Annotated in this window: 7 protein-coding genes; 2 read left to right on the forward strand and 5 right to left on the reverse strand. The window is 46.0% G+C overall.

The features are described 5' to 3' along the window. Positions 1–727: 727 nt before the first annotated feature. Positions 728–1,111 (reverse strand): GFA family protein, encoded by a 384-nt coding sequence (locus LRP50_RS24660; RefSeq protein ID WP_274167050.1) that lies wholly within the window; start codon positions 1,109–1,111, stop codon positions 728–730. A 543-nt stretch (positions 1,112–1,654) separates the two neighbouring features. Here LRP50_RS24660 and LRP50_RS24665 point away from each other — a divergent pair. Next, the gene (locus tag LRP50_RS24665) at positions 1,655–3,793 is read left to right on the forward strand and encodes an EAL domain-containing protein (protein ID WP_274167051.1); all 2,139 of its coding nucleotides are present in this window, start codon (positions 1,655–1,657) and stop codon (positions 3,791–3,793) included. A 180-nt stretch (positions 3,794–3,973) separates the two neighbouring features. On the opposite strand, the gene LRP50_RS24670 is transcribed toward LRP50_RS24665, so the two are convergent. The 4 genes from LRP50_RS24670 to LRP50_RS24685 all read right to left on the reverse strand — a co-directional run bounded on the left by LRP50_RS24670 (position 3,974) and on the right by LRP50_RS24685 (position 8,384). Beyond that, complete coding sequence (locus LRP50_RS24670; RefSeq protein WP_274167052.1) at positions 3,974–4,324, reverse strand: hypothetical protein; 351 nt, start codon at positions 4,322–4,324, stop codon at positions 3,974–3,976. Between the two features lie 78 nt (positions 4,325–4,402). After that, a complete protein-coding gene (locus LRP50_RS24675; protein WP_274167053.1) occupies positions 4,403–5,125 on the reverse strand; it encodes a YebC/PmpR family DNA-binding transcriptional regulator in 723 nt (240 codons plus the stop codon). A gap of 191 nt (positions 5,126–5,316) precedes the next feature. Continuing rightward, positions 5,317–6,882, reverse strand: coding sequence for a glycoside hydrolase family 16 protein (locus LRP50_RS24680; RefSeq protein WP_274167054.1), 1,566 nt, complete (start codon positions 6,880–6,882; stop codon positions 5,317–5,319). Between the two features lie 98 nt (positions 6,883–6,980). Further along, on the reverse strand, positions 6,981–8,384 hold the full coding sequence (locus LRP50_RS24685; protein WP_274167055.1) for a carbohydrate porin: 1,404 nt from the start codon (positions 8,382–8,384) through the stop codon (positions 6,981–6,983). 672 nt (positions 8,385–9,056) lie between these two features. Here LRP50_RS24685 and LRP50_RS24690 point away from each other — a divergent pair. Then, a partial coding sequence (locus LRP50_RS24690; RefSeq protein ID WP_274167056.1) for a glycoside hydrolase family 17 protein occupies positions 9,057–14,432 on the forward strand: 5,376 nt, incomplete at its 3' end.

Here is a 14,432-nt window from a genome sequence, read left to right on the forward strand (position 1 = left end):
TAAGCCACCGTAAACGCCATAAATTGATATAACAAAATTTGCGGGAATGTTTTGCGTCCGCCTTGAAAACCTTTGTTATAAAGCTGCCACCCAATCTGTTTGAATAGCCGAACCTCGCCTTTTGCCTTTGCAAGCAGCCCTTGGGATGCTTGGTCTTTTCTCGCCATTGATGGCTTGTTTGCAACACTTTCAATGGTGAGCGGCGATCCAAAACCAAACCGCTTTTTTGTTGAGAAAACCACAGTGGTTTGGCGCTCAAAGTCGCTGCTTACATGTAAGCAAAATTACAGCGTATAACAGTGTATTAGAACCAAAATTGGTGTATTTAAACACGCCATTTAGTCCGATAACAACAAACAGCCATTCTACCATCTAACGTAACATTTTGTTTTATAAAACTAAGATCCGACCTGCAATAGTCACGTTGTTAAAAAGTGACAAATCGGTGATTTTGTAGATTATGCACCGTCACCATCATGGCTGCGTATTTAAGCAGTACTTAAAAACACGACAGATATGCTATCGGTCATTGGCTGAGATATGGGAAATTCAGTTGCGCGGAATTTTATTGAGTTTCTACGCTAGCTTGAAAAGGGGGAAACTCGCGTGAGGGTTCGTGTTGGGAGAAAGGATCATATGTGCTCTTCCAGTCATTATTGTTCTTAAAGCACAATATCGTTTAGGCCCCGCTTGAAGACACTGTTATAACACGCAAAGAATCTTGCACTTACAAACCAGTTGTATCTTTTGGATGGTGTATGCCGTCGTAGATTTTTACTGGCTCTAACTCATAGGGGTTAACGTCTTCAAGGCAAGCAACATTAATTGCATATTGGTGCGGGTTAGAGCGTCTTTGATGATGGGTGTATATGCCGCAGGTTTTACAAAAGAAGTGCTTCGCCGTCATTGTATTAAATTGATAAAGGGTCAAGTTGTCTTCGCCTTTTACTATTTTTAGGTTTTCAAGCAAAACGGAGGCGGCAATAGCGCCGCGCTTTCTACACATGGAACAGGTACAACGACGGGGATCTTCCAGTCCGTTTGGCATTGTCAGTTCTAGCTCAACGGCGCCACAGTGACAACTTGCTTTGTGTACTTTCATTATGTCCATACTATTGATTCCATGCCGTTCGACTAGTCTGCCTATATCTCTACAAATTTACCATATAGCCCGAAAAATCCGCGTATCAACCTAGTGGTTTACGAGCAAATTGGGAAGTTCGACGTCACCAAATAGATACCAACGAGCTTAACTGTATGTATTCAATTGGGCTTTTGGACAGGTACTGTGCATGAGGGAAATTGAGTGCCTTGGGGCGGATTTATGTGCAGAGATGCGTGAAAAGCTAGGTTACGTTGAGACATAACTGAAACGAGCCAAACGGTCAGAATAGACTCAAATCTGATTGGAAAAGTGATAAGTTAAACTTTGACTCCCCATGAATAACTTTGCTTCGTGACTTTCTCCTGTATCGTCACTCCTAATACACACGCCACATTGTGTGAAAACATAGACATCTTTGCTTTCAACTAAGCCTTAACTTGCTACGCTTCTCTGAACACGAAATCGGACTAGGTGATTCCCATCGAAGCACGTTTGCAATCCTTCGCGGCTCGATTACACACTCAAATGCAGCACCCTCTGTGTGTCCACGTGGTCATATTTTTTGGCACGCTTGTCAGTTTTTATCTTTCTTCGTTTTTCACGTATCAACCAAAGCACTATTTCGTTCTTTCTTTCGTGAATGCGTTTGTCGCCGCGGGGATGTTGTTGATTGGGGTTCGTGCTCTACCTGCGATCGTTTTGGCCTTGATTGTTCACTATGTGTTGTTTGTCGATGTGGCAATAGGGTATGCGGTTCTGTTTTCGCTGGTTCTCCCCATCCCACCGATTCTGATCAGCCAGATACACCTAAAAGTCATAAAGCATGTGAAGCAGCAGAGCAGCGTTTTACTGATGTCGAGCGTCTACTTTTTGCTGTTTGGTTTGGCGTTACCCATGCTGCAAACATCGCTGTTGCTGTTTGTGTCCTACCTTTCCAAGATTTCTCTAAGCCTTGAATTTATGCTGCTTTCTTCGTCGAGTGTCGCTTTGACGCACATGATACTCACACCGATTATATTTCTAGCGTTGAGCGTGTTGTTTGGGGTAGGGAAAAGTAAATACATTGCATTGGACGAGCAGATATTCGAGATGAACAGCACGGTATGGAGCTATCGTGTATGGGCTGGGGTATTACTTGTGACGCTTGGAAGCATCGCGATTGTGCCTGAGTCAATGTTGCTCTATTCGTTATGGTTCTTTTTCCTAGTGACTGTCTTCGTGGGTATTGGTCGTTTTGGGATTATTCGGCCTATGGTGCTTGGGCTGCTGGTGGTGGGGGTGATGCTGTATAACGCCACAGCTAAAGTGAATGATGCATGGGGATATGATGATAGATATGTAGGCTTAATCGAGGTGTTGGTAGCGTTTGTCGTGCTGGCCTACATCCACGGAAGTTCGACGATAAGGAGCTTCATTCTTTCACAAGAGAAAATCCATAACGAACGGACAGACCCTTATACGGGGCTTTACAATCTTGCACAGCTTAAGGATGACGTCGCGAATTGCAAGAAACCGATCTTGGTGTTTCTTGATTTGTGGCCAACCTTGTCGAAGTTAGCGGGAATAGGGTACAGCGGTCAGACTCAGTTACTGCTTCAAATTACTCGAAGCTTGTTCACAACCCGTTCAGACATTAAACGCGCGTATCGACCGCCGTTTACCACGGGTGTTCTATTTATTCTTCCCATGACTGATAACGTTCAAAGAGAACTTGTGTCTATTAGTGCAATGTTGGATGAGTTTCAGTTCTATTGGAAAGGCACGTCAATGAGTTTGGTGTCGCATACCTTACATTGCTTTCCGCTGCCCAATGACGAGGATTTGGATGCAAAAATTTCAACCTTTTGTGACCAGCCTTATTATGCACATCAGAAAATCTTGTGGTTTGACGATAGCGAGCAAAGCACGCCAAGGATGTCTCGGTTGCTCAAGGTTCAACATGCCATTAAGCACAATGAGTTTGTGCTTTACTGTCAACCATATAGACACCTCCATAACTCGCATTCAGGAAGCCACTTCGAAGTGCTACTGAGGTTACATCCAGCCGATGGCAGCCAATTGGAGCCTGCGGAGTTTTTTCCAATGGTTAATGAATTTGGTGTTGAAGAACAGTTGGATAAATGGGTGATTGAAAACACGTTTAAGCTGCTATCAGAAAACCTTCTTCAATGGGAGTCAATTAATCGCTGTGCTATCAACTTAACGGCAAAATCCCTAGGTGATGATGAATTGGCATCGTTTGTCCTCAGGCTCGCCGAAAAATACGACATACCGTTAGGTAGAATTTGCTTTGAAATTACGGAATCTGCAGCATTAGAAAATGAAGCACAAGCCATAGCGACCGTTGAGGAATTGAAATTGGCGGGTTGTACGATCGCGCTGGATGATTTTGGAACGGGTTATGCGAGTTTTGCCTATTTACGACGTATTCCTGTGACGGTGCTAAAGATTGATGGGGAGTTCATTCGTAACCTGCCAACCAACCCGACTGATAGGTTGATCGTTGAGTCGATCCATCTTGTGGCAAATAACATGTCCTTAGTAACCGTTGCTGAGTATGTAGAAACAGAAGCACATGCTGATTTGTTACGAGAGATTGGGATTGATTATGCTCAGGGATTTGGCATGGCGATGCCACTTCCATTGGATGAACACATTAAATCTATCAATGTGTCTGTTGGCATATAAGATTGGTAGCAAGGTAGCAAGGTAGCAAGGTAGCAAGTCAGTAAGTGGGTAAGTGATGAACGGGCACTGACGATGTATAAAAAAGGGGAGGAGTTGAGTTGAACGAGGTACTTGAAAAAGCCAGCAGAATCGTTGTTCTTTTGGCTTTTAATCTATGCCATAAGTTGTCGCTAGTAACGCTTACTTACGTTTAGGCAGTTTATAGATACGGCCTGCTGCAGCATATGTATCGCGGTCTTTGATATCGAACTGTGTAAAGAAGAACCAAGCGACAAATACAATCACATCTTCGCCTACATTCATCACATGGTCGGCAAATTCTTCTTCTTCACCACTGTCATTTACGTCAGTAAATACATGATAAACGCGGTTTTCACCTTCCATTTCGGCGAGAGAAAACTGACCAGTCAGAGCGGTTGCTGCTTCAGCGATGTTCTCATCGTCACTCGCCTTTAGCAGGTTGAGTGCATCAGGTAGGCTGGTTGTTTCGCATAAGGCTTTTACCAGCGTTTCAAAATCTTGTTGTTCCATGTAGGAATCCAATCTGTTACTAAAAATAAAACGGAAAATGCCCGGCTGAACCGGGCATTTCATGACGCAGAGGCGAGTTTACTCAGCAACTTCTGCGTTGTGGTATACGTTTTGTACGTCGTCGCAATCGTCTAGCATGTCCATAAACTTGTCGAAAGCAGCCACATCGTCGCCTTTCACTTCCGTCATGGTTTGTGGAACGAACGTGATTTCTTCAACATCTAGAACTACGTCAGGCATTGATTCAGCCAGTGCGTTTTTCACTTTGAAGAACTCAGTCGTTGGTGCGAATACGGTGATCACGCCATCTTCACACTCAATGTCAGTCACGTCTGCATCTGCCATCATCAGTGCTTCAAGTACGGCTTCTTCGTCTTCACCCGCGAATTGGAATACTGCTTGGTGCTCGAACATGTGAGCAACAGTGCCTGGGCCACCAATTTTTGAATTGGTTTTCACGAAACACTGACGAACTTCCATGTAAGTACGGTTGTTGTTGTCTGTTAGACAGTCAACGATAACGGAGCAACCACCTGGGCCAAAACCTTCGTAGCGAGCAACTTCATAGTTTTCACCGCCGCCGCCTGCCGCTTTTTCAATCGCTTTTTCGATAACGTGGCTTGGCACCTGATCTTTCTTAGCTTTCTCGATCATGCGCTTTAGCGAAAGGTTGGTATCTGGATCGCCGCCACCGTTTTTCGCGATAACGTAGATTTCTTTACCGTACTTTGAATACACCTTAACTTTGGCGCCTTGAGTTTTCGCCATTGCATTTTTGCGAACTTCGAAACTGCGTCCCATGGGGAGTTACTCTCTATAATTTACGTTTGTTGAAGTAGGTGGATTTTATCAATCACTGCTTTGGTTTTTCCAGCATTAAAGTGATGTCAGCGCCATGAAATGCTGTGTGGGATCAAATCTGATGGTATTTGGACGTTTTATAGACGCAAAAAAGGCGGCTTGCGCCGCCCACTTTTGGTTTGCTAGAGAAATTACATCTCGTAGCGGATGTTGTCGATGTTCAGCACCATCGGGCCGGTTGGCTCGATAACAAAGATGTTTTTAAGACCACCAATGTTTGCTTTCGCACCTGGCGCAAAACGGTTTCCGTTTTCAATTAGCTCAGCAAAGCTAATGCGCACTTCTTTCCATTGACCTACAGGTGGTAAGTCGACATCAATATCACTTGATGCTGGCCAGCCACTGTCAACACGGACCATGACTTTGGTTTCTGGCGCTTGTTCTTCGATCATCATATCAAAGACAATCTCTCCGCCGTTCATCCAATCAGACATGTTAACTTCTGGTGACTCGAAGTAGAAGTTACCAATTTCACCGGTTTTCTTGATGCCAAGAACATTACCGCGCCCAGCAACTTCTTTCGTTTCGGTGTAGATCTTAAACTGCGGATCATACTCTTTCGAACGAAGGTGTTTGTCTAGCTTGTCATCATACAAAGTAAACAATGGGCCTTTGGCGTAATCAGGACCTGGAATAATGATTTCTGGTGCTGCAGTACCGGCAACAAATTGTGCATCTTCTGATACGGTCGCACAGCCTTTGCCTGTCACAGGATCTTTCGAACATTCGTAAACACGAACGAAATCAACTTCCATGGTTTGAGGGAAAATAGAATCATCAATACCGCCTTCATTGGCGTTAGATGCCCATGAACCGCCCAATGCCAAGTTCAGGATCATGTGGAAACGCTGGTTAAACGGTGCATCGCTTTCGCCAGTTACCCATTTCCCGCCTTCTTTGTATTGGCTGTACCAGCCATCAGAACGCTGAGTTGCGTAGTGGTTGCCATCAATGAACCAACGCATTTCGTCTTTTTCCCACTCGATTGAGTAAGTGTGGAAGCCATCCGCGGGGTTGATGTGACCAGGAAGCTCGTATTCGGCTGCGGTGCTCACGTTATCTGGCCATTCACGACCATAGTGCAGCGTACCGTGAATACGGCCTTCTTTCTTGCCCGCTTCAGCACCGAGTTCATCGGTTGGTGTTTGCAGGTTAACCGCTTCTACGATATCAATCTCACCAGAAGCTGCCCAACCACCGTAAACGTAGTCGGTAGGAAGCATCCAAATGGCAGGCCATGTGCCTTGTCCAAATGGCAATTTAGCACGCACGTCAAAACGCCCATACTGCCAATCACCTTTGTTCATGGTTCTCAAACGAGCAGAAGTGTATGGTAATGTCGCTTTGTGGCGAGTCTTGCCTTCTGGGTCGGAAGGACCTGTGAATTGGTAGTTACGTGCGACGATGTGTAGTTTTCCGTCTTCAACAAAAGAGTTAACAGGGCGCTTGGTGTAGCACTGGCGCTCAGCATTACCACCACCGTAACAGTTAACTTCGTGGCTCCATTTATTCTTATCAATGGTGTTGCCACTAAACTCATCGTTCCAAATTAGTGTCCACGAGTCGTTTGGTTGTACCTCTGCGACACTGGTGTCTGGGCCAGTGCTAACAGGTTGGTATACTTTCGACTCACACCCGACCATGGCACCTAACACTGCGCTGGCCAGCAGTACACGTCGATAAGGGAAATTACTCATTATTGTTTCCTTACTCGTCGGCAATTCATGAGAATTGCTAAAAATCTCTTATTCTTTAAGGCTACACATTTAGCGTAGCCATACATGACGTGAACGGCTTACCAGTAGGCATCAGCTTGAATACCGAAGACGATATCATCTTTGAGTTTTACCTTTGGATCTGTCTCATCGCCTGTGGTCCAAGATAGTGGCAAGTAAGTCGCAGTGAAACGGATCTCTGCCGTAGAGAGGCCATCGGAGAGAACAAACGTTGGAGCTACAGTAAATTTCGACTGATGCCAAGTACCGCCATTTTGGGTGTTCTCGTAAAAACCCGCTTCTGTCTGAACAATAAAGTTATCACGCACAGGGAAGATGTTACGCATCATGACAGAAACCCAGTAGTTGTAACCGCCATCATCAGCGCCAGACACTGAGTTTGTGCCTTCGTCGTTATACTGCGCTTGAATGGAAGGGAAGAACCCAATACCAGAACTGTTGGTGTAACCACCCCATAGCAAAACACGTGCGGATAATGCGTCTTCTTCACGGTGGGTAACAAGGTAATATGGGTCGCCAAAGTAATCACCCCATTCACCGGTATGATAGCCTTGAGTCACTGAACCCGGGCGCAGGGAGCTGTAATCGGTGATTGTGCCACCCAATAAGTTACCAGAACCCAGACCGCGCCCTGCTTGCGCGATAGCGTAAGAGAATGCATTGCCTTTAAGGCCAAAGAAATCGAGCATGTGATAAATAGCTGTTGCGTCGTAACCCGTGTCTGCCCACTGCTTGCCAGTAAAGTCCCAGTTATCAGGCATGTATTTGTAGTTACCCTGAACGGTTAACGCACCCAGTGTATAAGAGGCGTGAAAAGTGTGCATTGGGTTGTTTTGGTTTGACGCGATCAGTGCACGAGCGTCCGGGTCAGCGAAGCCGTCCTTGAATAGACCTGCATAGACATCAGTGCCACTTGAAAACGCTTTAGAAACGAAGTCTTCATAGCTTTCATTTAGACTGATGTTACGTTCGCTTGAGATGTAAGCAATATCAATGAAACCATCGCCGAGCTCATAATCTTGGATACCAGTACCGATCCCTTCAAGGTCGGTGTAGAAAAAGTCGGTCATGAAAATGTAGTTTTCTTCACCAATTTTTCTTTTTCCACCCCAAAGTGTCCCAGAGGGTGTCAGACCATCCATTTCGATAAAACCGATGAGGTCATCAAACTCGGTATTACCGACACCTATATGGATGCGAAGTTGTTGGTCGTCGTTAATATTGGTAATTGTGGTAAAACCAAAGTTACCGTCATTGTCTGACTCTAAACCAAGACGGCCAAGTTGCTCTTTCTGGCCACCGATATCAGCTTTCTTAAAGTCATTCTCCTTACTGGCAAAAAAACCAGCACGGAAATATCCGTGGAATTCGACTTCGTCAATGATGGCGGCATTTGCGGCGGGCATACCCGAGAGGGCTGCAGCTGCTCCTAATATCGCTATCGATAATCTGGACTTTTTCATTCTCACTCCGTTAGAGATTTGGCCACTCTAAAAGAAAGCGCTTTCTTATCTTTGTAATACTAACCCCGAAATTCAAATGAAAAATACCAGACACCCGAAGGGCATTCTTCATGTTAAGTGACGGGTTTGACTAGTTTTAACGGCTCTCGTGTCTAAAAATCTTAAATGAAAAGTGAGTGTGACACTGTGAAACCGCTAGTCATCAGACAAACTAAGTAGGCTTGTTGTCCAGTGCAAATGTCACAACCTAAAAACACGCTCTGATTCACAAAATATTTACATTTAGCCCGATGTTTTAGTGACTCTGTCTCTTTATATGGGCTTTGTTGCATTTGAGTTTTCAATTTGTGCGATGTGAATCACTTTTGAGAATCTTGCATTTTGTGCATTTGTTTACATGGTATTGCTCATCTAATTCGATATAGATTGCATAATGTTGTTGAGTTGTACTGCCCCTTAACAATAAATTTACATTATGCGCGAGATCTCTATCTCGACTGCAATAGAGCTGGGTAACCGGCTTTATTTTGACAATAAAGTGAAAGCGCTTTCTTTTGGCAATGACACCCACTTTGCAAAAAGATTTCTCTGTTCGGCAGGGGAGCTCTAAAACCAGCGGTTGGCAATGACGCGTCGCTGCTTAGATGTAGAATCAAAAATACGGACGACATGATGAAGAATTTTTTAGCTAAAACGGTGCTGCTTGCTTCCGTGGCGCTGGTTGGATGTGGCGGGGGCGATGAGCCACCCGTAAGCCAATCAGTCACGGGCGATGAAGCGAGCCCGAACAGTGGCGCGAAAACGATCTATTACAAAGGTATTTTACCTGATTATCTCAGTGCAGACGGTTGGCAGGGTGAAGATGAAACTGGCACCAAATTCAGCACTGCTGGTTTTGGTGCCAACACGAATACACAAACACTGATAGTTACCCCTCCTCCCGGTCCAAATAACGATCTCAAAATGGCGACTTGGGGTTGGGGCGGTGGTCTTTATACCGATAGCAGCGATAAAGCAAACTCGATTAACCTGTCGGGCTTCCAAAATGGCTTCATGACCTTTGATGCAAAAGGAACCATGACGACGCCAGTAACTATTGGCTTTAAATCGGGATCTGACCTTCGTGATAATGAAGATAAACTCATAGATTCCACTCGTCCTGCTAAGTCATTTGGTGTGTTGTTCAGCACGACTGACAAAGTTTCTCAATCAGGAAAATCTTCGCTAGCTGGTTCACGTACGATTACACCTGAATGGACAACATTCCAGGTGCCAATCAGCGAGATCTTAGGTGGTGAAACAGTGGATTACACTGATATCACTATTCCTTTGTTTGTCGAAGGTGAGTTTGAAGATGATGGTACGATCGAATTGCGTAACGTCCACTTCACCAAGGATGCGACAAGCACGATTGATGATGATGAAGTGTTTCAAAAGCTCATTCCTCCTGCAGGGCCTCAAAATACACAAGGCGCATTGACGGTATACTATCAAGGAAACCTTCAGTATGGCTTAGAGGTATTTGGTTGGGAATTGACGTCCTTTATTGCGGACAACCCGCAAACTAACACCCTTGAACTAACAACGCCTCCGACTGCGGGTACCGCAAAAGATTGGGGCTGGGGTGCTGGTGCAGTGACACCAACAGGTGATGATACCTACCCTACTGCCTTAAACCTCGTTGGTTTTGAAGACGGCTACATGTCTTTTGACATCAAGGGTACGACGACGACTGACATTCTTATCGGTTTTCAAACAGGTGTGTTTGCTGAAGCCGCTGGACGTGCTCAGTCTTCAAATGCTGTAACATTCGGTCCAAGTGGTCGCTCAATTACCTCTGAGTGGCAAACGTACCAAATTCCAGTATCAGAGCTTGTCGGCGACAAAAGCATTAACTTCTCTGACATCACATCTCCTCTCTATTTTAATGGTGCTATTGACGACGGTGGCGTGATTGAAGTTCGTAACGTTTTCTTTGGAAAAACCAAGGATAGCGCTATTGCATCAGATCTCGATGATGGTGATGGCAGTGGCGGTGGAACTGATGGCGGCACCGATGGTGGAACCGATGGAGGCACTGATGGCGGTACTGATTCTGACGCAGTCTTCACAGCGTATCAAAATGGAAACATTCAATACGATTTAGAAGCGAATGGTTGGGAACAAACTTCGTTCTTCACTGCTAACCCAGACAAGCAATCTCTTGAACTCACAACGCCTCCTACCGCGGGTACCGCGAAAGATTGGGGCTGGGGTGCAGGCTTAAACACCAAAGATCAAGCGTCGACCGACTTAAGTGGTTACCAAAATGGCTTCATGAATTTTGAAATCATGGGTACGACGACAACCGATATTACGGTTGGGTTCCAGACGGGTGTATTTGGCGATGATAGCCGTCCTCAAACGAACAACGGTGTGACATTCGGCCCAGGTGGTCGTTCAATCACTGGTGAATGGCAGTCATACTCAATTCCAATGTCTGAGTTGATGGCGGCGGCTGGCAACACGGCAAGTCTCGCTGATGTAACGTCGTTGATCTATTTCAACGGCGCAGCAGATGATGGCGGCGTGATTGAAATACGCAACCTCTACTTCAGCGCTTCTGCTAATGGCTCAATTGGTTCAGATTTGTCTGACGGTGGTACTGATGGCGGAACTGACGGCGGTACCGATGGTGGAACTGACGGCGGCACCGATGGTGGAACTGACGGCGGCACCGATGGTGGAACTGACGGCGGCACCGATGGCGGAACTGACGGCGGCACCGATGGTGGAACTGACGGCGGCACCGATGGTGGAACTGACGGTGGAACTTATGGCGGCGTTGAACTTGTAGCTCAGCCAGCAGCAACAGGCAACTATCCTGTATCTAGCGTTGCGAATGGTGATGCTCCTGGGCAGCCTGTGCTAGGTACTGCTGAGTTACCTGCTATTTCTTACGGTGCATTCCGCACAACGACTCGTACTGAAGCAAATGTACCAAGTGTTGCTGATCTGAAAGAAGATCTTAAGATCATGCACGCTTCAGGTATTCGTATGCTGCGTACCTACAACACACAAGGCTTCTCTGATACAGAAAATCTGCTGATAGCTATCAGCCAACTGAAAGAAGAAGACTCAAGCTTCGAAATGAATGTGATGCTTGGTGTTTGGATTTCAGCGTTGAATGCGTTCTCTGACCAACCTATCGATCACTCTCAGGAAAGCCCTGAGAACGATGCAGAAATGGATAAGGCGGTTGAGTTTGCGCAAAACTACCCTGACATCATCAAAGTTATTGCTGTTGGTAATGAAGCGATGGTTGAGTGGGCAACTACCTACCGCGTTGAGCCAGGCATTATCCTAGGCCGTGTGAATGAGCTTCAAGCTCTGAAAGCGGATGGCACAATTAGCGAAAACATTTGGATCACCAGCTCTGAAAACTGGGCGGTGTGGGCAATCAACAACGATTACTATCGTGGACATGAAGCCGACATTAAAGCGCTGATCCAAGCGGTTGATTATGTGTCAGTACATGTATATCCGTTCCATGATACTCAGTTCGATACGTCGTTCTGGAATGTACCTGCGGATGAACAATCACTGTCTCGTCAAGCACAAGCAGATGCCGCAATGGGTCGTGCATTTGGCAAGGCGATGACACAGTTTGATGACGCGCAAACAAGCGTTTTAGCTGTGGATAGCACGAAGCAAGTTCATATCGGAGAAACTGGTTGGTCGACGCTGTCTAGTGAAGCGTATGGCGCTGGTGGTACTGGGGCAGCGGATGAGTACAAGCAAAAAGCTTACTTTGACGCAATGTCTGATTGGGCAGCTGATTACGGTGCATCTGTATTCTTCTTCCAAGCATTTGATGAACCATGGAAAGGTGACTCAAGCAACCCAAGCCACTCTGAGCAACACTTCGGGCTGGTAGATATTAACGGTAATGCTAAATACGCAATTTGGGATCTTGTAGACGCAGGTGCGTTTGCTGGAATCACTCGTGGCGGTAACGAAATCGTTAAATCAAACAGCGGCAACGCACAAACGGTTATCGACGGCATTCTTGCTATCCCTTACGCATTTAATGCGGGCGGTGAAATTGAAGGTGACGTATATACCATCTATAGCGGTTCAGTTAATTCAAGCCTATCTGCACTAGCGTGGGAAAATACTGCGTGGCTAGCTGCCAATCCAGACAAACAAGTTCTTGAGCTAACAACGCCACCGACGGCGGGCACTGCGAAAGATTGGGGTTGGGGAGCAAGTACTGCTGTTGCTGGTAGTTCAGGCCAAAATCTGACTGGTTTTGAAACGGGCTACTTGATGTTTGACATCAAAGGTACCACGACAACTGCAATCAACATCGGCTTCCAAACGGGTGTGTTTAACGATGGCACGCGTCCACAAACGAGCAATAGTGTTCAATTTGGTCCTGGTGGATATTCAGTAACATCTGAATGGCAGTCTTATAAAATTGCCGTGACTGAACTGACAAGCAGTACGTCTCCTGACTTTACAGACGTCACTTCACCTCTGTTTTTCCAAGGCGTAACTGATGACGGCGGTGTGCTAGAACTGCGCAACGTTCGTTTCAGCAAAACTGGGGAAGACACTGATGGTGGCAACGGTGGCGGTACTGACACCTCAGGTACTGGATACGTCATGTATACCGGTAAAGACACTGTTCATAGCTTCGACGATATTCAAGTATGGTCGCAAGACGGTTCAGGCGCTTCTATCGGTGCGGGAAGTGACAGCACTTATTCACCTGTTCAGGAACTTACGGTAACGGGCGGTTGGGGTTCTGCTGCTTGGTTGTTTAACACAACACAAGTCGACCTTACGTCATATACACATGCCGAGTTCAAAGTAAAAACATCGGCTGCAAATATTGATGTCACCATTATCAATCAAGATGATGAGACAGCAGCGAATCCATACTCACTGTCGTCAGGTACTTCGCTTGATAATGGTTGGGTCCAAATGAGTGTGCCAGTGCCTTCTTACACTGATATGAAGACATTTGCGTTAACTCTTGGAGAGAATGGAACACTTCAAATTGCTGATATTGCCTTTGTTGATAATGATGGTGGAAGCGCCCCTTCTGGCACCGGATATGTTTACCACTCAGATGAAGAGAACAATATTGCGTTTGAGAACATCTTGGTGTGGTCACCTGAAGATCCTGCAGGCAATGCAACATTAAATGAGACTGCTGACGGTGAATACAACAAGGTATTAGAACTGACGACGACTGCTGGCTGGGGTTCAATTGCCTGGGTGAGTAAGTCAAACCCTATCGACATTAGCGCATTCACACATGCAATGTTCAAAGTGAACACCACAGCTGATGCGGTGAAAATCACGACGATCAACCTGGATGGGACGCAAACTGGGGAAGGCTACCCGACGTCACAAGGCATTGTGCTTAATGATGGCTGGGTGGAGATGAAGGTCCCTCTGGCAGAATTTACTCAATTGACAGATTTTGCTATCACGTTGGAGGGCAATGGAACGCTGAAAGTCACGGATGTTGTATTTGTGACAAATGAAGTACCTGCGACTCCTGAAACAGCCTACTTGTCGTATACAGGTCAAGATAACAATCTTCCATTTGACGCGCTTCAGTATTGGGAACAACTTGCTGTCAACGTTAAAAATGGCGGCGTGTATGATCCTGTGTTCGAAGTGACAGCCAACGATAATTGGCAGGCATTGGCTTGGGTATACAACGTAAACCCTGTTGATATCACGTCATATACGCATGCTCAGTTTAAGGTGTTGACCGACGAAGCTGATATTGGAGTGTTGACACTAAGTTTGACTCAACCGGAGGTATCTGAAACTCACTCAATCTCTAGCGGTACAGCACTGTCTGATGGTTGGGTGCAAATGGAAGTACCATTATCTGATTTTGCTGATATGAAGACGTTTGCGTTGGTATTTGCTAATGCGGGCTCCTTTGACATTGCAGATGTTTCATTTGTAAACAAGGACTCAGAAGGTGGCACAGACGGCGGCACCGATGGTGGTACTGACGGCGGCACCGATGGTGGCACAGAC

Origin of the sequence: Enterovibrio gelatinilyticus (assembly GCF_028683095.1) — a bacterium.
In the GTDB taxonomy this organism is placed as follows: Bacteria; Pseudomonadota; Gammaproteobacteria; order Enterobacterales; family Vibrionaceae; genus Enterovibrio; species Enterovibrio gelatinilyticus.

Bases quoted from the DNA above. Each gene is read 5' to 3' on its own strand.
- LRP50_RS24685 (WP_274167055.1), bottom strand. From the start codon at position 8,384: ATGAAAAAGTCCAGATTATCGATAGCGATATTAGGAGCAGCTGCAGCC.
- LRP50_RS24675 (WP_274167053.1), bottom strand. From the start codon at position 5,125: ATGGGACGCAGTTTCGAAGTTCGCAAAAATGCAATGGCGAAAACTCAA.
- LRP50_RS24660 (WP_274167050.1), bottom strand. From the start codon at position 1,111: ATGGACATAATGAAAGTACACAAAGCAAGTTGTCACTGTGGCGCCGTT.
- LRP50_RS24670 (WP_274167052.1), bottom strand. From the start codon at position 4,324: ATGGAACAACAAGATTTTGAAACGCTGGTAAAAGCCTTATGCGAAACA.
- LRP50_RS24680 (WP_274167054.1), bottom strand. From the start codon at position 6,882: ATGAGTAATTTCCCTTATCGACGTGTACTGCTGGCCAGCGCAGTGTTA.